Origin of the sequence: Pseudomonas sp. dw_612 (assembly GCF_018449725.1) — a bacterium.
In the GTDB taxonomy this organism is placed as follows: Bacteria; Pseudomonadota; Gammaproteobacteria; order Pseudomonadales; family Pseudomonadaceae; genus Aquipseudomonas.
In genome coordinates this window covers 1-20,625 of sequence record NZ_JAAVVC010000016.1, presented here as the reverse complement: position 1 = coordinate 20,625, position 20,625 = coordinate 1, and the positions used below count along the sequence as shown (strand labels likewise).

General features: G+C 60.6%; 20 protein-coding genes. 9 read left to right on the top strand and 11 right to left on the bottom strand.

Going from position 1 to position 20,625, the window contains the following annotated elements:
- Positions 1–259 precede the first annotated feature (259 nt).
- Both HB680_RS22045 and HB680_RS22040 read left to right on the top strand, forming a co-directional pair.
- Positions 260–1,153, top strand: a complete 894-nt coding sequence (locus tag HB680_RS22045; protein ID WP_213940621.1) for a neutral zinc metallopeptidase — start codon at positions 260–262, stop codon at positions 1,151–1,153.
- Positions 1,154–2,113, top strand: coding sequence for an alpha/beta hydrolase (locus HB680_RS22040; protein ID WP_213940620.1), 960 nt, complete (start codon positions 1,154–1,156; stop codon positions 2,111–2,113).
- A gap of 115 nt (positions 2,114–2,228) precedes the next feature.
- Here the strand turns inward: HB680_RS22040 and HB680_RS22035 are convergent, their stop codons facing one another.
- The 3 genes from HB680_RS22035 to HB680_RS22025 form a co-directional block, all read right to left on the bottom strand.
- Positions 2,229–2,822, bottom strand: coding sequence for an HAD family hydrolase (locus tag HB680_RS22035; protein ID WP_213940619.1), 594 nt, complete (start codon positions 2,820–2,822; stop codon positions 2,229–2,231).
- On the bottom strand, positions 2,819–3,688 hold the full coding sequence (tesB, locus tag HB680_RS22030) for an acyl-CoA thioesterase II (RefSeq protein WP_123404765.1): 870 nt from the start codon (positions 3,686–3,688) through the stop codon (positions 2,819–2,821). The genes HB680_RS22035 and tesB overlap by 4 nt, the downstream gene beginning before the upstream one ends.
- 104 nt (positions 3,689–3,792) lie before the next feature.
- Positions 3,793–4,362, bottom strand: coding sequence for a GNAT family N-acetyltransferase (locus tag HB680_RS22025; RefSeq protein WP_213940618.1), 570 nt, complete (start codon positions 4,360–4,362; stop codon positions 3,793–3,795).
- Between the two features lie 73 nt (positions 4,363–4,435).
- Here HB680_RS22025 and HB680_RS22020 point away from each other — a divergent pair, with 73 nt between their 5' ends.
- Both HB680_RS22020 and HB680_RS22015 read left to right on the top strand, forming a co-directional pair.
- On the top strand, positions 4,436–5,356 hold the full coding sequence (locus HB680_RS22020) for a histone deacetylase (protein WP_213940617.1): 921 nt from the start codon (positions 4,436–4,438) through the stop codon (positions 5,354–5,356).
- Positions 5,357–5,639: 283 nt separating this feature from the next.
- Positions 5,640–6,878, top strand: a complete 1,239-nt coding sequence (locus HB680_RS22015; protein WP_213940616.1) for a TIGR03862 family flavoprotein — start codon at positions 5,640–5,642, stop codon at positions 6,876–6,878.
- A gap of 431 nt (positions 6,879–7,309) precedes the next feature.
- Here HB680_RS22015 and HB680_RS22010 read toward each other — a convergent pair whose 3' ends face one another.
- Positions 7,310–8,641, bottom strand: a complete 1,332-nt coding sequence (locus HB680_RS22010) for a DEAD/DEAH box helicase (protein WP_213940615.1) — start codon at positions 8,639–8,641, stop codon at positions 7,310–7,312.
- A gap of 65 nt (positions 8,642–8,706) precedes the next feature.
- Positions 8,707–9,633 carry a drug/metabolite exporter YedA gene (yedA, locus tag HB680_RS22005; RefSeq protein ID WP_213940614.1) on the bottom strand — a complete coding sequence of 309 codons (927 nt, stop codon included), beginning with the start codon at positions 9,631–9,633 and terminating at the stop codon, positions 8,707–8,709.
- A gap of 164 nt (positions 9,634–9,797) precedes the next feature.
- On the opposite strand from yedA, the gene HB680_RS22000 reads away from it, so the two are divergent.
- The gene (locus tag HB680_RS22000; RefSeq protein WP_213940613.1) at positions 9,798–10,250 is read left to right on the top strand and encodes an Lrp/AsnC family transcriptional regulator; all 453 of its coding nucleotides are present in this window, start codon (positions 9,798–9,800) and stop codon (positions 10,248–10,250) included.
- Positions 10,251–10,373: 123 nt separating this feature from the next.
- Here HB680_RS22000 and HB680_RS21995 read toward each other — a convergent pair whose 3' ends face one another.
- The 4 genes from HB680_RS21995 to HB680_RS21980 form a co-directional block, all read right to left on the bottom strand.
- Positions 10,374–10,922 (bottom strand): Bro-N domain-containing protein, encoded by a 549-nt coding sequence (locus tag HB680_RS21995; RefSeq protein ID WP_213940612.1) that lies wholly within the window; start codon positions 10,920–10,922, stop codon positions 10,374–10,376.
- A 324-nt stretch (positions 10,923–11,246) separates the two neighbouring features.
- The gene (locus HB680_RS21990) at positions 11,247–11,858 is read right to left on the bottom strand and encodes a 3'-5' exonuclease (RefSeq protein WP_213940611.1); all 612 of its coding nucleotides are present in this window, start codon (positions 11,856–11,858) and stop codon (positions 11,247–11,249) included.
- Positions 11,859–11,880: 22 nt separating this feature from the next.
- Positions 11,881–12,360 carry an NYN domain-containing protein gene (locus HB680_RS21985; RefSeq protein WP_054052625.1) on the bottom strand — a complete coding sequence of 160 codons (480 nt, stop codon included), beginning with the start codon at positions 12,358–12,360 and terminating at the stop codon, positions 11,881–11,883.
- A 135-nt stretch (positions 12,361–12,495) separates the two neighbouring features.
- Entirely contained in the window at positions 12,496–13,260 is a 765-nt protein-coding gene (locus tag HB680_RS21980; protein WP_213940610.1) for a DUF2076 domain-containing protein, read from the bottom strand.
- Between the two features lie 177 nt (positions 13,261–13,437).
- Between HB680_RS21980 and HB680_RS21975 the strand changes: the two genes are divergently transcribed.
- The gene (locus HB680_RS21975) at positions 13,438–14,112 is read left to right on the top strand and encodes a YciC family protein (RefSeq protein WP_213940609.1); all 675 of its coding nucleotides are present in this window, start codon (positions 13,438–13,440) and stop codon (positions 14,110–14,112) included.
- A gap of 76 nt (positions 14,113–14,188) precedes the next feature.
- A complete protein-coding gene (locus tag HB680_RS21970) occupies positions 14,189–15,268 on the top strand; it encodes an endonuclease/exonuclease/phosphatase family protein (RefSeq protein ID WP_213940608.1) in 1,080 nt (359 codons plus the stop codon).
- Between the two features lie 131 nt (positions 15,269–15,399).
- On the opposite strand, the gene hrpB is transcribed toward HB680_RS21970, so the two are convergent.
- Positions 15,400–17,916 carry an ATP-dependent helicase HrpB gene (gene hrpB, locus HB680_RS21965; protein WP_213940607.1) on the bottom strand — a complete coding sequence of 839 codons (2,517 nt, stop codon included), beginning with the start codon at positions 17,914–17,916 and terminating at the stop codon, positions 15,400–15,402.
- 109 nt (positions 17,917–18,025) lie between these two features.
- On the opposite strand from hrpB, the gene HB680_RS21960 reads away from it, so the two are divergent.
- Together HB680_RS21960 and HB680_RS21955 are read left to right on the top strand one after the other, a co-directional pair.
- A complete protein-coding gene (locus HB680_RS21960) occupies positions 18,026–18,445 on the top strand; it encodes a polyribonucleotide nucleotidyltransferase (protein WP_213940606.1) in 420 nt (139 codons plus the stop codon).
- Between the two features lie 30 nt (positions 18,446–18,475).
- Positions 18,476–19,369, top strand: a complete 894-nt coding sequence (locus HB680_RS21955; protein ID WP_213940605.1) for a cation diffusion facilitator family transporter — start codon at positions 18,476–18,478, stop codon at positions 19,367–19,369.
- Positions 19,370–19,439: 70 nt separating this feature from the next.
- Here the strand turns inward: HB680_RS21955 and HB680_RS21950 are convergent, their stop codons facing one another.
- Positions 19,440–20,525, bottom strand: a complete 1,086-nt coding sequence (locus HB680_RS21950) for a DUF6515 family protein (protein ID WP_213940604.1) — start codon at positions 20,523–20,525, stop codon at positions 19,440–19,442.
- Positions 20,526–20,625 lie beyond the last annotated feature (100 nt).

The window sequence follows — 20,625 nt, the reverse complement described above, 5'->3', positions numbered from 1 at the left end:
ATTTTAATTCCAACACGTTAGAACCTGGTTCCAGATTCTTACACAGGCGAACGAAAAAAGTGTGCGGACAGCGCCCGGCTTCCGTTTCTTCGACAAAAACCCGGTGGCTGACGGAATTTGCCGGGCGATTCACGCTCAATACAACGCGATCGTTTTCCCGGCCACGTCGAAATATGGACGACCGGACTGGCGCCACGCCTACCCAGCAGCAACACTCATCACCACGCGTCTTCACCCAGTAAATAAAGAGGATTCCCACATGCTATGGAAAAAAGGCCGACGCAGCGACAACGTGGTCGATGCCCGGGGTGATGATGGCGGCGGTGGCGGCGGCGGAATGCGTTTCGGGGGCGGCAAGGGTTTGAGCCTGACCGCCATCCTGTTGATTGTCGGGATTGGCTGGATCACCGGCCAGGACCCGATGCAAATCCTCGGACAACTGACCGGGCAAATGACCGAGCAATCGGCACCGGCCACCAACCAGACCCGCAAGGCGCCACCGGCCAATGATGAACAGGCCGAGTTCGTGCGCTCGATCCTCGGTGATACCGAGGACACCTGGGGCCAGATTTTCCAGCAGGCCGGCAAGCAATATAGGAACCCGACCCTGGTGCTGTTCAGCAACCGGGTGAACTCGGCGTGCGGCCTGGCCACTTCGGCGACCGGGCCGTTCTACTGCCCGGCCGACCAGAAGGTGTATCTGGACATGGCGTTTTTCCAAGAGATGTCGCAACGCTTTTCCGCGGCGGGCGACTTCGCCCAGGCCTACGTGATCGCTCACGAAGTCGGACACCATGTTCAGACGTTGCTCGGTGTTTCAGCGAAAATTCAGACCGCTCGCCAGCAAGGTCGGCAAATGGAAGGCGATGGTGGTTTACTGGTGCGTCAGGAACTGCAGGCCGATTGCCTGGCCGGGGTCTGGGCCAACAATGCGCAGAAGCGCTTGAACTGGCTGGAACCCGGTGACATCGAGGAAGCCCTGAACGCCGCCAATGCAATTGGCGACGACCGCTTGCAACAGCAAGGTCAGGGCCGCGTCGTACCCGACTCCTTCACCCATGGAACGTCAGCGCAAAGGGTGCGCTGGTTCAAAACCGGTTTCGCCCAGGGCCAGGTCGGCCAGTGCGATACCTTTGCGGCGAAAAATTTGTAAATGCATAGATGGTTATTGGTTTTGTTGATCGCCTGCGCAAGTGCCCAGGCTGACGAGCACGGGGTCAAAGAGATCAGCCCCGGGCGCCTGTTGTTGAAAGAAGGTGAGATGGCGGTGGGCATGGGCCCGGCGCCGGCGAAAATCGAACGGGTGTTGATCATCATCCATGGTCGATTGCGTAACGCCGAGACCTACCGTCGCAGCGCCGAAAAAGCGGCTGAAGCGGCCGGGCAAAGCGCGACCACGCTGGTGATCGCCCCGCAGTTTCTCAATGAGACCGACGTCACGCGCAATCCCGTGGCTGACAGCGTGTTGCGCTGGAAGGGCAATGACTGGATGGCCGGCGGGTTATCCACCGCGCCGTTTGCTCTGAGCTCGTTCGCCGCCCTCGACCAAATCATCGACAGGCTCAGCGACCGCCGGCAATTTCCGGACGTGAAGCAAATAGTCATCGCCGGTCATTCCGGTGGCGGCCAAGTGGTGCAGCGCTATGCATTGCTGGCCCACGACCAACCGGCGCTTACGGCGGCCGGGGTGAAAATCCGCTACGTGGTGGCCAACCCCTCGTCCTACGCCTACTTCAATGAGCAGCGGCCGGTGGCGTTCGATCATGCGCGGTGCACGGGTTTCAATCGCTGGAAGTATGGCCTGACCGACCTGCCCATCTATGCCGGTGGGCAAACGGCTCCGCAGATTGAAAGCATCTACATCAAGCGTGACGTGACTTATCTGCTCGGCCAGCAGGACACCGACCCGCAGCACCCGGCGCTGGACAAGGGTTGCGAAGCGGAGGCCCAAGGGGCTTATCGCCTGGCTCGCGGACACAACTTTTTTGATTATCTGCTGCGGCGTAATCCACAAGGGGTTAACCAGCGCCTGATCGAAGTGCCCGGGGTTGGGCATAACGGGGATGGGATGTTTACGTCGCCGGAGGGGCAGAAGGTTCTGTTCAGTCAGTGAGTTTTGTATTGCCTGCCAAGGCCTCTTCGCGAGCAAGCCCGCTCCCACATTTGGAATGCATTCCCCTGTGGGAGCGGGCTTGCTCGCGAAGGCGTCTAGACAGACAACAAATCACTCAAGCCGAAAGCATCCGCCGCAGTTCTACGCAATCAACCGCATGCCAATCCGCCAACTCCGGCCACGGGTTGTCCGGCAGATTCACCAACACCGTCCGCGCCCCTGCCGCTCGGCCGCAATCCAGATCAAAGCGGTAATCCCCGACCATCACCATCTCGCTCGCCGGCACATTCCACGCTTCGGCCAATTTCAGCAAACCACCGGGATGCGGCTTGGGCGGTGCTTCGTCACGGCCCAGAACATCCTCCACCGCAAAGCAATCGGCGAGGCCGATGGCCTCCAGCGTCACGTGGGCCAATTCCCGCGCATTGCGGGTCAGGATGCCGAGGCGATAACCGCGCCCGGCCAATTCACGCACCAGTTCCACCGCGCCGGGCGCCGGCTTCGAGCCCAACGCCAGGTCCCGCTCATGCTCCAGCAACCAAGCATGTTTGACCGCCGCTTCTTCGGCCGGTAATGCCGCGAGGTGGGTCAGGATGTCGTCTTCGGCCGGGATCGCCAGCGCCACGCGAATCGCCGCGAAGTCATGCACCGCCACCGTCAGGGTGCCGTCCATGTCGAACACCCAGTGCTGCACTTCGGCCAGGGTCATGCCCAATCCTTGCGATGGCGAATCAGGCCTTCCTGAGTGACCGAAGCCACCAGTTGCCCGGCGCGGTTAAACACGCTGCCACGGGAGAAACCACGGGAGTTGCCGGCCCACGGACTGTCCATCGCATAGAGCAACCAGTCATCGGCGCGCAGGTCCGAATGGAACCACAACGCGTGATCGAGGCTGGCGACCTGCATGTCTTTCTGCCACACCGATTTGCCGTGGGGCAGCAACGAGGTGGTCAGCAGGCCGAAGTCCGAGGCGTAGGCCAGCAGGTATTTGTGCAGCGCCGGCGAGTCGGCCAAGGCACCGTCGGCGCGAAACCACACGTACTTGATCGGGTCAGACGCTTGCGGGTTGTAGGGATCTTTTTCGGTCACCGGGCGGAATTCGATCGGTTTCGGGCACAGCAGTTTTTCGCGCATGTGTTCCGGAATCAAATGTGCGCGTTGCTGGGCGAGCTCCAGCTCCGACGGCAGGTTTTCCGGGCCGACCACTTGTGGCATTTCGGTCTGGTGCTGGAAGCCTTCTTCGTCGTACTGGAAGGACGCGCTGCACGTGAAAATCGGATTGCCCTTCTGAATCGCCGTCACCCGACGGGTGCTGAAACTGCCGCCGTCACGCACCCGATCGACCTGGTACACCACCGGCAACTTGGCATCGCCCGGGCGCAGGAAATAACCGTGCATCGAGTGCACATGCCGCGTCTCTTCGACGGTCTGACTGGCCGCCGACAGGGACTGGCCGAGCACCTGGCCGCCGAACAACTGACGGAAACCCAAGTCCTGGCTGCGGCCGCGGAACAGGTTTTCTTCAATCGGCTCCAGCGTCAGCAGGTCTACCAGATCTTCCAATACTTGGCTCATTCAGGCTCTCCTCACACAAAGCAATGCCGCGCAGTCTTGGCTGCGGCGGTCGATTCAGTTAATGGCACTGGCCAATGGCGACCATTGTAAACGTCCGTGCCTGCTTATCCATGCAAGGTTTGCAGCCATTGTTCACGGGTGATGCGGTACAGGACATGGTGACGCAGCGGATGGTCAGGCGCGAGCTTCGGGTGCTCGAAGTCATCGGCTGAATCATGCTGCATGCCGATGGCTTGCATGACTTTCTGCGACGGCGTGTTGCTTTCGGTGGTGAACGACACCACCTCTTTCAACGACAACCGGTCAAAGCCGCAGCGCAGCGCGGTCCACGCGGCTTCACTGGCGTAGCCCAGACCCCAGTGCTCCCGGGCCAGGCGCCAGCCGATTTCCGTGGCCGGCGTGAAGGGTGCGTCGAAACCGACCACACCCAAACCGGTAAACCCGATAAAGGCACCGCTGTCCTTGCGCTCCAATGCCCATAGACCGAAACCGTGCTCGGCAAAATGCCCGCGAATCCGCCCGATCAGCGAAGCACTTTCCAATCGACTCAAGGGCTCGGGAAAATAACGCATCACCTGCGGATCGGCACACATCGCCGCAAACGCCGGCAAATCCTCATCGCGCCACTGCCGCAATAGCAATCGCGCGCTTTCGAGTTCGAGTATCGGCTCCATCGTGCCCTCCAAGTCCATGCCGCGAGTCTACATCGCTGGTAGGATCGTTCCTTCATTCTTGTATGACTTCATCATGTCACTGCCGCTGATCTACCACGAAGACTACAGCCCCGAATTCCCGGCGGAGCACCGCTTCCCCATGGACAAATTCCGCCTGCTGCGCGATCACCTGGTGGACAGCGGCCTGGTCCGGGACGCCGACCTGCTGCGCCCGGAACTGTGCCCGGCTGAGATTCTCGCCCTCGCACATGACCCTGCGTATATCGAACGCTATATGAGCGGCGAGTTGTCCCGCGAAGACCAGCGGCGCCTCGGCCTGCCGTGGAACGAAGCCCTGGCCCGGCGCACGGTGCGGGCGGTCGGCGGTTCTTTGCTGGCGGCCGAGCAGGCGCTGGAACATGGACTGGCCTGTCACCTCGCGGGCGGCACGCACCACGCCCACTACGATTACCCAGCCGGGTTCTGCATCTTCAATGACCTGGCCGTGATCAGCCATTACCTGCTGGAAAGCGGTCGGGTGAATCGGGTACTGATCTTCGATTGCGACGTGCACCAGGGCGACGGGACTGCACGCATCCTGCACAACACCCCGGACGCGATCACCGTTTCCCTGCACTGCGAAAAGAATTTTCCTGCACGCAAAGCCGAAAGTGACTGGGACATTCCTTTACCCAAGGGCATGGGCGACACGGATTATTTGCAGGTAGTGGACGACGCGCTCAACTATTTGCTGCCGCTCTACCAACCGGACCTGGTGCTGTATGACGCCGGGGTCGATGTGCATAAGGATGACGCGTTAGGTTATCTAAAGCTGACAGATGAAGGCGTCGCCGCCCGGGATGAACGCGTGATGCGCCACTGCCTGGGCCGTGACATCCCGGTAGTCGGAGTGATCGGCGGCGGCTACAGCAAGGACCGCCAGGCCCTGGCCCGTCGTCACGGCATCCTCCATCACAGCGCACACCGGGTATGGCAGTCATCAGGTTGTCATTGAAGTATGAATCTTTACCCACAATGCCTGTGGAACTGCCTGTGGATAACCTGAGTGAAAGCGCCTACAGCCCATGCTGTCTGTAGCTTGCAGAGTACTGATTGTTTTTTGACCACTACTTTATGAACACCTGTGATCCACTGTGGGAGGGGGCTTGCTCGCGAAAGCGTCGTGTCAGGCAACAATGATGTCGACTGACACGGCCCCTTCGCGAGCAAGCCCGCTCCCACAGGGAATGTGTACTGATAGAATGCGCGGCTTATCCAGCCACGCCGCAGCTCTCGCCATGACCCAATCCGCCGCCCTGCCCTTTCAAGTCGCCATCATTGGCGGCGGCCCCGCCGGCCTGATGGCCGCTGAGGTACTGAGCCAGGCCGGGATCAAAGTCGATCTCTACGACGGCATGCCGTCCGTGGGACGAAAATTCCTGCTGGCCGGCGTCGGCGGCATGAACATCACCCACTCCGAAGCCTACCCGGCGTTCCTTTCGCGCTATGCCGAACGCGCGCCGCATATGGCCCCGCTGCTGCGAGCCTTCGGTGCCGATGCGCTGTGTCAGTGGATTCACGACCTGGGCATCGAAACCTTTGTCGGCAGCTCCGGCCGGGTTTTTCCTACAGACATGAAGGCCGCGCCCCTGCTCCGCGCCTGGCTCAAACGCCTGCGCGATGCCGGCGTAGTTATCCACACCCGCCATCGTTGGCTCGGTTGGAATGAACACGGTGATTTGCGTATCGACAGTCCCGCCAGCGAAATCATCGTTAAACCCGACGCCACCCTGCTCGCCCTCGGCGGCGGCAGTTGGTCGCGCCTGGGCTCGGACGGCGCGTGGATGTTGCCTCTGGAACAACGCGGCGTAGGACTCGCGCCGTTGCAACCGAGTAATTGCGGCTTCGAGGTGCAGGCCTGGAGCGAATTGATGGTCAGTAAATTCGCCGGTGCGCCGCTGAAAAATATCGCCATTGGGTTGAATGACGACATTCCGCGTCTCGGAGAATGTGTGATCACCGCCACCGGGATTGAAGGCAGTTTGATCTACGCGTTGTCGGCGCCGATTCGCGACGCGATCAACCAGCAGGGTTCGGCGACGATCCATATCGATCTGTTGCCGGGCCGGCCTGTGGATAAAGTTGAAGCGGCGTTGCGCAAACCGCGCGGTTCACGCTCGATGTCCAAACACTTGCACAGCCAGCTCGGGCTCGACGGGGTAAAAGCGGCGCTGCTACGCGAACTGACGGCTGCCGATGCCTATGCCGATCCGGCCTTGCTGGCCAAAGCGATCAAGGCGTTGCCACTGACGCTGGTGAAAACCCGTCCTCTGGACGAAGCCATCAGCAGTGCGGGAGGGGTGAAGTTTGAGTCGATGGATGAGCGTTTGATGCTCAAGCAACTGCCTGGCGTGTTCTGCGCGGGGGAAATGCTGGATTGGGAAGCGCCGACGGGGGGGTATTTGCTGACCGGGTGTTTTGCGAGCGGGCGGGCGGCGGGGTTCGGGATGATGGAGTGGTTGAAGCGAGGGGCTTGATTCGTTTGGCTGAAGTACTTTTAGCGCTTTCGAAATCCAGCCCCTCACCCCAGCCCTCTCCCCAATGGGGAGAGGGGGAAAGGGAGCCAATCGGGGGCTTTTCAAAACCTGAGTTCAACTCAGGACTTTCAGGTCGATGTAACTCTAAGAACAACTTGGTCAGTTCCCTCGCTCCAGCGGGGAAAGGGAGCCGATCTCATTGTTTTCAAGCCTGAGTTCGACTCAGGACTTTCAGGTCGATGCAGCTCCAAGAACACCTCGGTCAGTCCCCTCACTCCAGCGGGGAAAGGGAGCCGATCTTCATTGCTTTCAAGCCTGAGTTCGACTCAGGACTTTCAGGTCGATGCAGCTCCAAGAACACCTCGGTCAGTCCCCTCGCCCCCTTGGGGAGAGGGCTAGGGTGAGGGGTCGATCTAAAGCCGATCACACTATCAAGGCTTTTTCTTACGCGGCCCAGTGTTAAACACCGGCACTTTGCGCACAGGCTTGATCGAAGGCTCCACCGCCGAAGCATCCCCGCTCTCAACCCATTTACCCAAATTGCGCTTGCTGCCGGAGGCCTTTGGCTTCTTCGGTTTTTTCGGCTTCTTCACCACCTGACCACTGGAATCGGTATCCGGCACCCGGTGCTCAGGCTCGAAATCCTGCTCGGTCTGGCGGGTCAACGTCTGGCGGGTCAACATCTCGATGGCTGACAGCTGATTCACTTCATCGGCGCAGACCAGGGAAATCGCCTCCCCGGTAGCGCCCGCACGACCGGTACGGCCGATGCGGTGGATGTAGTCCTCGGCCACGATCGGCAGGTCGAAGTTGACCACCAATGGCAGGTCTTCGATGTCCAGACCACGGGCCGCGACGTCAGTGGCGACCAGAATCTGAATCTCACTGGCTTTGAACCGATCCAGCGCCCGCTGACGGGTCGCCTGAGGTTTGTCGCCGTGGATGCCGTCGGCATTGATGCCCAGGCCCTGGAGTTTTTCCACCAGCGCGTCCACGCCGTTGCGGGTCTTGGCGAACACCAGCACCTGCTTCCATTTGCCCTTGCGCAGCAAATGAATGAACAGTTCCGGCTTGCGCTTCTTGTCCACCACCACAACCCATTGCTTGACGGTGTTGGCCGCCACGTTGCGCGGGCTGACTTCGATGCTCAGCGGATCGTTGAGCATTTGCCCGGCCAGCAGGCGAATCGCGTCGGAGAAGGTCGCGGAGAACAGCAGCGTCTGACGCTGCTTCGGCAACACGCGATAAATATTCCCCAGCTCTTCGGAAAAGCCCAGGTCGAGCATGCGATCGGCTTCGTCGAGGATCAGGGTTTGCAGTTGGTTGAACTTGAGGGCCTTCTGACGATACAGGTCGAGCAAACGCCCGGGCGTGGCCACCAGTACATCAACACCTTTGCGCAACTTCATCATCTGCGGGTTGATGCTGACACCACCGTACACCGCGTAAGTGCTGAGCGGCAGGTTCTCGGCGTACTGACGCACGGCTTCGTGAACCTGTTCGGCCAGTTCGCGGGTCGGCACCAGGATCAGCGCGCGTACCGAGTTGGAGGCCACTTTCGGCCCTTCCATGGCCAGCAACTGCAGCAGCGGCAGCGCGAAACCGGCAGTTTTGCCGGTGCCGGTCTGGGCCGCAGCCATCAGGTCGCGACCGGCCAGCACCGCCGGAATGGCTTGCGCCTGGACTGGCGTAGGCGTCTGGTAGCCGAGCGTCTCAAGAGAGCGCAGCAAAGGTTCGATCAGGCCAAGGGAGGCGAAAGTCATGGGATTACCGTAGGAAAATGCGGAGCGGTTGTGCAAAACGAGTGTGCAATGGCGCGCAGTTTACCCTAATTCACACGGGATTCTGTCGGCGCCACCACCACGGGTCGCGCCGGACCACGACGCCACTGCGGCAACCCGATCAACACCACGGCACTGATGATCACCGCCATGGCGATCGCTTCCTCGATACCGATGCTCTCGCCGACAAACACGATCCCCAGCAACACCGCCACCGCCGGATTGACGTAGGCATAACTGGTGGCCGCCGCCGGACGCACGTTTTTCAACAGGTACATGTAGGCGTTGAAGGCAATGATCGAACCGAAGCCGATCAGGTAAGCCAACGCGAACCAGCCTTCAATTGGCGGCACACTGTCCAGGTGTTCACCGCTGACCGTACTGCCGATCAGCAACACCACGCCGCCCACCAGCATTTCCACGGCACTGGCCATCGCGCCCTGGGGCAGCGGCAAGTGTTTGCTCCACACCGAGCCAAAGGCCCAGGTCGCGGCGGCGAACACCAACAGCGCCGCGCCCAATGGGCTCGATTGCAGGTTGGAGCCGAGGTTGAGCATGGCGATGCCGATCAGCCCAAGCACAATCCCGGCCCATTCGAGACGGGTATTACGCGCGCCCCAGAAATATCCACAGAGCAAGGTAAACAACGGCACCGTCGCCACCGCCAACGCGGCAACGCCGGACGCCACGCCCGTGTGTTCGGCCACACTCACCGCGCCGTTACCGAAACTGAGCAGCAAAATCCCGATGATCCCTGCCGCTTTCCACTGCGCCCAGGTCGGTGCCGGCGACCCGCGCCAGCGCAGGAACGCGTACATCAGCGTCCCGGCAATCACAAAGCGAATGCCGCCGAGCATCAACGGTGGCCAGTACTGCACGCCGATGCGAATGACCAGATACGTCGAGCCCCAAATCACGTACAACGCGAAAAAAGCGGCGATCAACGGTAAGGGAAAGCGACGTAAGCCAGGCATTGGGCAGCTCGACAGGCAGGATAAGGAGATCGGATATTCTAGAAAGGCCAGACAGTAAAAATAAGTTACAAAACCTGTTTATAGCGCCGGTACACTTTTCAAAACACGGAGATCAGTGGGATAAACCGTGCTTTCGAAAGTCATATCATTTTCAGGAATTTACGATGGACAAGTACGACCGCATGCTCCTCAGCGCCCTGTTGGAAAACGGTCGCGCGTCCTACGCCGAACTGGCGCGCAAAGTGAACCTCTCCGCCCCGGCCGTGGCCGAGCGCGTGGCCAAACTCGAGGCATCCGGGGTGATTACCGGTTACCAGGCCAAAGTCGACATGTCGAAAATCGGCCTGCCTATCCAGTGCGTGATCGAACTGCGCCTGAACCAGCACGGCAACCAGAAAACCTACGACGACCTGATCAAAATCCCGCAACTGACCGAGTGCCATCGAGTGACCGGTGATCCCTGCGTGATCATGCAAGCGGCGGTGGGCTCGATGCCGGAGCTGGAAGCGTTGATCAATCGCGTGGCCAAGTTCGGGTTCAGCAAGACGTCGATTGTGTTGTCGAGCGCGATAGAAAAGCGCGTGCCGTTGGGGCAGTTGGAAGGAAATGGCAAATAGCGATCCCGTAGGAGCTGTCGAGTGAAACGAGGCTGCGATCTTTTGACTTTGCCCATAAAAACAAGATCAAAAGATCGCAGCCTCGTTTCACTCGACAGCTCCTACAGGGGTCCAGTGGTGTCGTCAGAATCCGCGAACGCCGCTATATCCGGCGCCCAGCAAACACGGCATGTCTTTCAGACGAACCCATGGTTCCGTTCGCCAATGCAGCAGGCTTAACGTGCCCCCCGCCCATTCCATTAACCGCAAACTGGGCGCTTGATTCGAACCAGCTCCGCCACCGTCCCGCAGCATCGGCACCACATGATGGGTCAGCCAACACCGCAGATTCCGGTTCTCCGGGCAGTAGTGATAGACCAACATCGCGTACACGCCGGACTCACTCAGCATCAATGTTTCCTGAGGGTCGTCGCTTCCAGACAAACACATCATCCGGCGTTGATCGGCGTCGAGCTTGAGGGCGTACCGGCCGTTGATATCCACGCCCATTAGACGGCCGATATCGCGAGCGCAAAACCAGGCTTCTGCGTGCAGTAAAAGTGCTTTTAGTTGGATGTGGTGACGGATGAATGTTTGGGGGACGAAGTGAGCTTCTCTCGAAGCTGATTGCGCTATTGCAGACTGATCTGAGCCAGCACTGTTATTAGGGATATTGGGATTAGCTTTGATCATGGGCGAATCTCCGAACCAAGTGTGCCTCCAAAGATTCGGGCTTGCAGTCCCGGTCACCGCATTGGCAGCGACGCTCAAAAGGTTATCGATGCCCCAGAAGAGGGGCAAGACAGACATTCCCTATTATTCGGTAGGACCGATCATCGAATCGGAGACACCTTTAAACAGATCGACATTGCGTAGGAGCGTAGGAGCTGTCGAGTGAAACGAGGCTGCGATCTTTTGATCTTGATCTTTTAAAAGCAAGATCAAAAGATCGCAGCCTCGTTTCACTCGGCAGCTCCTACAGAGGTTCGGGGATGTTCGGGAGATAGGGGGTATCAGTCAGAACCCGCGATGGCGCTTCAGATGTTCGTTGATCTTCGCCGCCGGCACCTTCTGCAGGCTAACGAGCAGATCATGGGACAACTCCCGCAACCCATGCTGCTGGCGCAGTTGCTCAGCCAAATGCGTCGTCAGGTTCGCTGCCATCTCCGCATCGGCCATCGCTCGGTGAGCCTTGCCGGTATTGGGCAAACTGGCGAACGTGGTGAGGGTCCCGAGCTTGTGATTCGGCGCCGCCGGCATCAACCGACGGGCCAATAACAGCGAACAGGCAAAACTCTGCAACCGCGTACGCTTGATCCGCCCCAGTTCAAAATCCCAGAACTTCTGGTCGAACGCCGCGTTGTGCGCCAGCAACGGCGTGATGCCGACGAACTCATTCACTTCGTTCATCACCTGCTCGGCCGACGGCGCGGTACGCAGCATGGCGTTGCTGATGCCGGTGAGTTGTTCGATGAAGGCCGACACGCGCACGCCGGCGTTCATCAGGCTCTGGTAACGCTCGACGATGCGCCCCTGTTCGAGGATCACCACGGCAATTTCCGTGGCCCGGCAGCTGCTGCTCGGGGAGATCCCGGTGGTTTCAAAGTCGATGACGGCTATGCGTTCCAAACCTGTTTCTACTCCGTAAAAATCAATTCTTGAGCAGCAGCGCGCCTTCGATCGGCACGTAGCGGCTGGCGGCGCGGATCAGCGAATTCGCGGTCAGGCCCGGCACGCCGTAGGCCACGGCTTGCACGCCGTGTTTGCTGATGATGCGCTCCAGCAGCATGTCGAAATCACCGTCGCCGGAGGCCAGCACCACTTCGTCGACGTGGTCGGCGGCGTCCATGATGTCGAGGGTGATGCCCACGTCCCAGTCGCCCTTGGCCGAGCCGTCGCTGCGCTGGATGTAGGGCTTGAGCTTCACGATGAAGCCGAGGTTGCGCAGGATCTGCTGGAACTGCTGCTGTTTGCTGTCACCGCGATCGATGGCGTAGGCATAGGCCTCGACAATCTCGCCCTGTTTGCTGATATCAGCCCACAACGCGGCATAGTTGAAGTGGCAACCATAGGCCTGACGCACGGTGTAATAGAGGTTTTGAACGTCGGCGAACACTGCGATTTTCTTCATCGCTTCCCTCTTGGCGCACAGGCGCAGGCTTTGAATCCGGCACTAGGCCCGAAAAGTCGCCCAGTATGCCAGCCTGAAGGATTGTTCCGCGAATAATCGGCCCGGGGCGATTGCGCGCCCCGGACGAGTGGTGGGTCAGATAAAGGAATCGTCGTCATCGCCGCCGAAGAATGACGAGCTGTCATCGCTGTAGTCGGCGTCGGTGAAATTGCCTTGGTCGTTGGAATCGTTGCCGGCCACATGCTGGTCATTATTCCAGTCGTTGCCGCTGTGATCGTTGACCTGCGCCGGCTCTTCCTTGATGACTTCGACGATTTCCTGCGGTTGCTGATTGCTGTGGAACAGGCTGCTGATGCCTTGCGCCAGCATCACACCACCGGCCACGCCAGCCGCCGTTTTCAAAGCGCCACCGAGGAAGCCGCTACCGACCGGGGCCTGCTGTTGCGGCGCGTAGTTTTGCTGCGGGGCGCCGTAGTTCTGTTGCGGTGCACCGAAGTTTTGCTGTGGCGGTTGCGAGTTGAACGACGGCCGGGCCGGTTCACGCCAGCCACCGGTCGCGGGTGGAGGGCTCTGAGTTGGCTGTTGATCGCGGGAACCGCCACCAAAGATGCTCGACAGGAAACCACCACTGCTCGGCGCCGGAGCCGCCTTGGCCTGCTGCAATTCAGCCTGCAATTGCTGGATCTGCTGCGCCTGTTGCTTGTTCTGTTCGTCGAGGCTTTTGATCGCAGCCTCTTGCACCAGAATCGCCTGGGTCATGAAATAGCCCGCGGCGGGCTGGCGAGTCAGGTGCTCCTTGATCCGCGCCTCGGCCTGGGCGTCACGCGGGGCTGAATCCGTTTCGGCCTGTTGCAACCGGGAAAACAGTCCATCGATCAGGGTTTGTTCTTCGCTGTTCATGGCGACCTCGTAGATTGCCGGGAATATCGTCACCCTCATCCACTGTGGATAAGGTGCCCGACAGTAATGGGGCTGCAACAGGATGTTTCAATGGCCTTTACCTAACGTTTACGTTTGCGCCCTCCAGCGCTTCATCGGTTAAAGTGTGGAACTGCTTTTAACCTGCGATACCGACTGATGAATCCGTTCGATGTGCTGCGTGACTCCTTGTATTTCTTCAAGCGCAATCTGCGCCAGATCGTGCAACTGTGCTTGCCGCTGGTGATTTTCGAAGCGTTCTTGCAACAAGTGGTGGACAACACCGCCGGCCCGGACGGGTTCCCCGGTTACAGCGTGATCGTCGGTTTGCTGGTCTATCCGCTGTACACCGCGGCGCTGATTCTGTTTCTCGATGCCCGCAGTCGTGGCGAATCGCCGCGCATCCGCGACTTGCTGGCTACGTCGGCCACCTTGTGGCCACGTTTCGCCCTGCTCACCGCGCTCAACACCTTGTTGATCCTGCTTGGCCTGTCGCTGTATTTCCTGCCGGGCATCTGGCTGATGGTGGCCCTGGCCTTCGCCGAATACCTGCTGGTGCTGCGCGGCATGGCGCCGCTGGCGGCGATGAAGGAAAGCCTGCGCCTGACTCGCGGCCATTTCCTGCGCATTCTGGTGTGCATTCTGGCGGTGATGGCGCCGCTGTGGTTGCTCAAGGGTGCCAGCCTGGAGATCTACCCGGAGCCACAGAATCCGGTGCTCGGCTTGCTGATCGACAGCGCCCACAGTTTCCTGCAACTGTTCACCAGCGTGGTGCTGTTCCGCCTGTTTATGCTGATTGGCGAAGTGCCTGACAAAACCGATAGACCCGTCTGACCGCTCTACCCTTGGGCGCGGACGCCGCTCTCGGGTATGCTCGGGGTCATCTTTGTAACGCTATTAAGCCGAGCCAATGACCCGTCTACTGCGCTACACCCTGCTGGGCCTGCTGATTATCCTCGGCCTGGCGGGCCTGTTGATCTACAGCGCCACCTGGCGGCCTGAAGCCAAGGAAGTGTTGCCGGTCAGTTGCAACGCCAAGGCGCCTACCCTGGTGCCCGGTCAAGCCTTGAAGGTGATGACGTGGAACGTTCAGTACCTGGCGGGTAAACGCTACGTGTTCTGGAACGACCTGGCCCAGGGCGACGACGAAAAACCCACCCTCGAAGACATGGCGTTCAGCCTTGATGAAGTGGCACGGGTGATTCGCGACGAGGATCCGGACATCGTGCTGCTGCAAGAGCTCGATAACGGCGCCAAGGCCAGCGATTATCAGGATCAGTTCAAGCTGTTGCAGGAACGGGTCGCCGACCTTTATCCCTGCAGCGCCCACGCCTTCGACTGGAAGGCCAATTTCGTCCCTGAGCCGCACATCTTCGGCAGCGTCGGCCGGCAACTGGCGACCCTGAGCCGCTACCAGATCGAACATGCCGAGCGCCTGCAATTGCCGGTGGCGCCCGCCAATCTCATCAGCCGTCAGTTCAAACCGAAAAACGCCTTGCTGGTGACCTATCTACCGTTGAGCGATGGCGGGCAGGTCGCGGTACTCAACACGCATCTGGACCGTGTCATCCAGCCCTATGACACCCTGCAAACCCAAGTGACGGCGGTGGCCAAGGTGCTCGACCGATACGAGAGTCGCGGCACACCGTGGTTGATCGGCGGTGACTTCAATCTCTTGCCCCTGGGCCAATACCGACGCCTGCCCACCGAGCAACGTACGCCCTACTCCGCCGACAGCGCCCTGCATGTGCTGTGGGACAAATACCCGATGATCCCCACCAATAACGAAGCCAGCGGTGCCGATCGGGCACAGTGGCTGACCCATTACCCGAACGATCCCGGCCTGAACGGCCCGGACCGGACGGTGGATTACCTGTTTTACAGCCCGCGGATCAAGCGTGTTGAAGCGACAGTGCGGCAGGACGATACGTTGCGGATTTCCGATCACTTGCCGGTGATTGCACGGTTTTTGTTGCCGGCTGCGCCGTAGGTCAATATCAAAAGCTTCGCGAGCAAGCCCGCTCCCACAAGGGATCTGCGTCGCACACAAAATCTGTGTCGACTGGAGATGCCTTGTGGGAGCGGGCTTGCTCGCGAATGCCGCACCGCCGATTGACCTGACTATTTACGCGGCTTGATCCGCGCCGTCGCCTCAGCCACCAACGGATCATCCGGCCAGTAATGCTTCGGATACCGCCCTTTCAAATCCTTCTTCACCTCGGCATAGGTGCTGCGCCAGAAGTTCGCCAGATCCTGAGTCACCTGCACCGGTCGCCGCGCCGGGGACAGCAGGTGCAACTTGACCACTTGCCGGCCGCCAGCGATGCGCGGGGTTTCGGCCAGACCGAACAGTTCCTGCAAACGCACCGCCAGAATCGGCGGTTGCTCGCTGTAGTCCAGCCGAATCGATGAGCCGGACGGCACGCTCAAATGATGCGGCGCCAGTTCATCGAGACGTTGCGGCAATGGCCACGGCAGCAGGTTATGCACGATGCTCGACAGGTCCAGATTGGCGAAGTGACTGAGCCGCGATACTTTGCCCAGGTACGGCAACAGCCAATGTTCGAGGCTTTTGACCAGCGCGGCGTCGCTGACATCCGGCCATTCACTCTCACCTTTACTGCCCAGGTCCAGCTGCCGCAACAACGCCACCCGCGCTTGCCACTGACGCAGCTCCGGGGTCCATGGCAACAACTCCAAACCTTTACGCCGTACCAGATTGACCAACGCCTGGCTGCGCGCCGTTTCGTCGAGCCCGGTCAAGGGCTCGCGGCTGAGGATCAACTCACCGACCTTGCGCTGTCGCTCGGCCCGCAGCACGCCTTCGCGCTCGTCCCAATCCAGTTGATCGACGCAGCGCACTTGCTCGGCCAATACCGAATCGAACAGCGCCGGATCGAAATCCGCCGCCAGATAAATCCGTTCTTCGCGCTGGCCCTGACGACTGCCGAGATCGGCGATCACCAGCCAGGGTTGTTTCATCAAACTGTCGGCCTCGGCAAACAACGCCGCCCGACCGTTGGCCAGACGATATTCCGCGCCACCAGCCCGGCGCTGTTGCGCGACCCGATCCGGATAAGCCAGCGCCAGCAGCGCACCGAGCCAGCGTGGATGATCGGGATCGCTGACCGGCTCCGCGGCGTTACCGCGCAAGTAGCCGCGATACTGCCGCGCCAGTTGCCGGGCTCGTTGCACACCGCCTTGGGCGCCGCGAGCAGCGCGCTCTTCGCCGGACAACAGGACCAATCGAGTGTGCAGATCGGCCCCGGCACCGCGCAAAATATCCCGTTCGCCCAGCAGTGCCGCGACGTTGCAGGCCATGTCCGCCAGCCCCAATGCCTGACCGCGCAGCAGCAAATGCGCAATGCGTGGATGCGCCGGCAGTTCGGCCATGGCCTGGCCGTGACGAGTCAGCGCATCGCCGTCCAGTGCACCGAGGCGATCGAGCAAATCCTGAGCCTGCGCATAAGCCGCGGCGGGCGGTACGTCGAGCCACACCAATTGGCCTGGCGTAACGCCCCAGCGACCGAGTTGCAACGCCAGCCCGGCGAGATCAGCCGAAAGAATTTCCGCACTGGCATACGCCGCCAGTTGTTCGTGCTGATCCTGCGACCACAGGCGATAACACACGCCCGGCTCCAAGCGCCCAGCCCGGCCTGCGCGCTGCGTGGCGCTGGCGCGGGAGATGCGCTGGGTGTCCAGGCGCGTCATGCCGCTGCCCGGGTCGAAACGCGGCACCCGCGCCAACCCGGCGTCGATCACCACGCGCACACCATCGATGGTCAGGCTGGTCTCGGCGATGTTGGTGGCCAGCACCACTTTGCGTTTACCGACAGGCGCCGGGTCGATCGCGGCGCGCTGCGCGGCCAGATCCAATTCACCGTGCAGCGGACAAAGCAAAACCTGCGTGCTCTCGCCCAAGGCATCCGCCAATTGTTGATGCACCCGCCGGATTTCCGCCTGCCCCGGCAGGAACACCAGCACGCTGCCGGTTTCATCGTTCAAGGCTTCGAGGATGGTTTGCACCAGACGCGGCTCGATGAATTCACCGGACTGGAACGGCCGGCCCCAGCGCATGGCCACCGGGTACATGCGCCCTTCGCTGCGCAGGATCGGCGCGTCATCGAGCAAGCCGGCCAGGCGCTCGCCTTCCAGGGTGGCCGACATCAACAGGATTTTCAGCGATTGGTCTTCGCGAAACAGTTCCCGGCCATTGAGGCTCAGGGCCAGCGCCAGATCCGCGTCGAGGCTGCGTTCGTGAAACTCGTCAAAGATCAACAACCCCACGCCATCCAGCGCCGGATCATCCTGCAAGCGCCGGGTGAGAATGCCTTCGGTGACCACTTCGATCCGGGTGTTGGGGCCGACTTTGCTGTCGAGACGAATCCGATAGCCGACGGTTTCCCCGACCTTTTCGCCCAGCTCACTGGCCAAACGCTCCGCCGCCGCCCGCGCCGCCAGGCGACGGGGCTCGAGCATCAGAATCGTCTGCCCGGCCAGCCACGGCTCGTGGAGCAAGGCCAACGGCACACGGGTGGTTTTACCGGCGCCGGGCGGTGCTTCGAGCACGGCTTCGTGACGTGTCGCCAAGGCTTCACGCAGGGCGGGTAAAACTTCATCAATCGGCAAAGAAATCATGCTGGCTCCCAAACAGAGGCGCGAGTATAACGGCGAACTGTCTGGCGTTAATCACAGTCCTAATTCATATAGACGCCCATTCGTTTTCAAATGACCCAGGAGATTTCCCATGCGTGTTCCCTTTCGCCTGATTGGCGGTGTTCTCGTCGCCACCTTGCTGACCCAGGTGACCGCCTGCGGTTCGATTTTCTACCCTGACCGTCGCGGCCAGATCGACGGCAAGATTGACCCGGCGATTGCAGTGCTCGATGCCGTGGGTCTGCTGTTCTACATCGTTCCCGGCCTGATTGCGTTTGCCGTCGACTTTGCCACCGGCGCGATTTATTTCGAACCGGGCAAGACCGCCCAGGTCGCACCCGAAAAACTCAAGGAAGCGATCGGCCCGGACGGTCAGGTCGATAACCGCAAGTTGCAGACTATTCTGGAAACCGAACTGGGCCGCAGCTTCCCGCTGGATGACCCACGCCTGATCCAGCACAAGGGCAGCACTCAGCAACTGGCCATGTTCGGCCTGCAACCTGCCGCGTAAATCCGTGCCCTTAAAGGAACTGCCGCACCTATGACCACCAGCCTCAAACACGCTCGCCTGCTGCGGCTGGCGACCCGCGCCTCCGTGGCGGTGGCGTGCACGTTGATCATTGCCAAAGCCATCGCCTGGTGGCTCAGCGGTTCGGTGAGCATGCTCGCCGGGTTGACCGACTCGGCCCTCGACGGCATCACCTCGCTGCTCAATCTGTTGGCGGTGCATTACGCCTTGCGCCCGGCCGATGACGACCATCGTTATGGGCACGGCAAGGCCGAATCGCTGTCGGGCATGGCCCAGGCGCTGTTCATTGGTGGCAGTGCGGTGCTGATTGCCTTTCAGGCGTTTGATCGGTTGAAGCATCCGGAACCGGTGGGGGCGCCATGGATCAGCATCGGGGTGATCCTGTTTTCCCTCGCGCTGACCGTGGCGCTGCTGATGCTGCAACATCGGGTCATCAAGGCCACCGGCTCCAACGCTGTGCGTGCCGACTCCTTGCATTACCGTTCCGACCTGATGCTCAACGGCAGCATTCTGATTGCGCTGGTACTCGCCGGGTTCGGCTGGCATTCGCTGGACGCCTGGTTCGGCTTGGGGATTGCGGCGTACATCCTCTGGAGCGCGGTGCAGATCGCCCGGGAAAGTTTTGCGGTGCTGATGGATGAAGAGCTGCCACCGGACGTGAGCCAGCACATGCTGGAACTGGCCTGCGGCGTGCCGGGCGTATTGGGCGCGCATGATTTGCGCACGCGGATTTCCGGCAATCACTGGTTTGTGCAATTGCACCTGGAATTGCCGGGGGAGTTGACGCTGTCAGTCGCCCACGGCATCAGCGATCAGGCCGCCGATGCGATTCACGCCGCTTACCCACGAGCCGAAGTGCTGGTGCACGCCGACCCGATGAAAGCAGCTGCAAGCGGCAAGCTTTAAGCTCCAAGCTCCAAGCTCCAAGCTTCAGGCTTACCGCTTGAAGCTTGCAGCTTGCAGCTTGCAGCTGCCGTTATTCCACCTGATATCCGCGGCTGCTCAGGCAGTTGCCCTGGGCCTGGCGGTAGGCTTGCACGACTGACGGATCTGGCTGGTACGTCGCGGTTTGCGGATTGAAGCCGCTCTGCTGCACCGCGTATTGCGAGCACTCGTAACCGTCCTGGGCAACTTGCTGCGGAGACTGGCCGTTGGCCGGATACGCCGTCACGTCAATGCCGTTGCTGGTCGGTTGCGGTTGCGGAGCACCGACTGGCGGCTCGACCACTACATAATCCTGAGTGCTTTCTTCGTAGGCGTAATACGAGCCGGCGGCGAGGAACAGCAGCGCACCGCCGATCCACACTTCCCGGGCGTAATCAGGCATGTAGTGCACGCGGATCCCGCGTGGTGGCTGAACCACTACGTAGCGCGGACCTTGCGGGCGATACCAGTAGCCGCCGGAGTAGAAGTAATCCTGGCCACGGTACGGCACGCGGAAGTTGCGGTCCGGGAAGCGATCGACCATTTGGCCCGGACGGTACTGTGGGCCGGGGCCCCAGCCATTGCCGTGGCCATTCGGGCGACCTTCCCAGCGATGATCATCGGGACGCGGGCCTTGATTGTTGCCCTGCCAGTGCTGGTTGTTATCGTTGCGTCGCGGTATGTCCTGATAGTTACCGTACCGAGGCTGCTGGGTCTGGCGCACGGTGTCGGGTCGGCCCTGGATCGGCAGGCTGTTAGCCGGTAACTGCGGCGGTGGCGGCGCAGGTCGAACCTGAGTGTTGGCATCATGTTGGCGATTCTGCCATTGACCATTTTGGCCATTCTGGCCGTTGTGCTCGAACTGACGGCTGTTCTCGCCACGAATGATTTCGTTGTTCTGCGGGCGCGGTTGATTCTGCTGCGGATTGTTCTGCGGCCGCGGCTGATTGTTCTGTTGAGGGTTGTTTTGTGGGCGCGGCTGGTTGTTACCACCATGGCCCTGATCATTTCGCTCATGATCACGCCCGTGCGGTACACCTTCGGGCCCCCGGTTCTGCGGCTCATCGGCCAGCGATTGCGCAGTGACACTTACACACAGCAAACCAACACCGGCCAAACGCCAGATGCGCGACTTCATGCTTTTCCTCACTGCGGGTTAGGGCCTGTACGTAAGACTGGAAAAGCACAGGCCGGTTCTGCAACAGGTTATCAGTCACGCAACTTATTTCGCAGGCAAT

Bases quoted from the DNA above. Each gene is read 5' to 3' on its own strand.
- HB680_RS21955 (WP_213940605.1), top strand. From the start codon at position 18,476: ATGACCACCAGCCTCAAACACGCTCGCCTGCTGCGGCTGGCGACCCGC.
- HB680_RS21995 (WP_213940612.1), bottom strand. From the start codon at position 10,922: ATGATCAAAGCTAATCCCAATATCCCTAATAACAGTGCTGGCTCAGAT.
- HB680_RS22000 (WP_213940613.1), top strand. From the start codon at position 9,798: ATGGACAAGTACGACCGCATGCTCCTCAGCGCCCTGTTGGAAAACGGT.
- HB680_RS21980 (WP_213940610.1), bottom strand. From the start codon at position 13,260: ATGAACAGCGAAGAACAAACCCTGATCGATGGACTGTTTTCCCGGTTG.
- hrpB (WP_213940607.1), bottom strand. From the start codon at position 17,916: ATGATTTCTTTGCCGATTGATGAAGTTTTACCCGCCCTGCGTGAAGCC.
- HB680_RS21975 (WP_213940609.1), top strand. From the start codon at position 13,438: ATGAATCCGTTCGATGTGCTGCGTGACTCCTTGTATTTCTTCAAGCGC.
- yedA (WP_213940614.1), bottom strand. From the start codon at position 9,633: ATGCCTGGCTTACGTCGCTTTCCCTTACCGTTGATCGCCGCTTTTTTC.
- HB680_RS21960 (WP_213940606.1), top strand. From the start codon at position 18,026: ATGCGTGTTCCCTTTCGCCTGATTGGCGGTGTTCTCGTCGCCACCTTG.
- HB680_RS22045 (WP_213940621.1), top strand. From the start codon at position 260: ATGCTATGGAAAAAAGGCCGACGCAGCGACAACGTGGTCGATGCCCGG.
- HB680_RS22010 (WP_213940615.1), bottom strand. From the start codon at position 8,641: ATGACTTTCGCCTCCCTTGGCCTGATCGAACCTTTGCTGCGCTCTCTT.
- HB680_RS22025 (WP_213940618.1), bottom strand. From the start codon at position 4,362: ATGGAGCCGATACTCGAACTCGAAAGCGCGCGATTGCTATTGCGGCAG.
- HB680_RS22040 (WP_213940620.1), top strand. From the start codon at position 1,154: ATGCATAGATGGTTATTGGTTTTGTTGATCGCCTGCGCAAGTGCCCAG.
- HB680_RS22035 (WP_213940619.1), bottom strand. From the start codon at position 2,822: ATGACCCTGGCCGAAGTGCAGCACTGGGTGTTCGACATGGACGGCACC.
- HB680_RS21950 (WP_213940604.1), bottom strand. From the start codon at position 20,525: ATGAAGTCGCGCATCTGGCGTTTGGCCGGTGTTGGTTTGCTGTGTGTA.
- tesB (WP_123404765.1), bottom strand. From the start codon at position 3,688: ATGAGCCAAGTATTGGAAGATCTGGTAGACCTGCTGACGCTGGAGCCG.
- HB680_RS22020 (WP_213940617.1), top strand. From the start codon at position 4,436: ATGTCACTGCCGCTGATCTACCACGAAGACTACAGCCCCGAATTCCCG.
- HB680_RS21970 (WP_213940608.1), top strand. From the start codon at position 14,189: ATGACCCGTCTACTGCGCTACACCCTGCTGGGCCTGCTGATTATCCTC.
- HB680_RS22015 (WP_213940616.1), top strand. From the start codon at position 5,640: ATGACCCAATCCGCCGCCCTGCCCTTTCAAGTCGCCATCATTGGCGGC.
- HB680_RS21985 (WP_054052625.1), bottom strand. From the start codon at position 12,360: ATGAAGAAAATCGCAGTGTTCGCCGACGTTCAAAACCTCTATTACACC.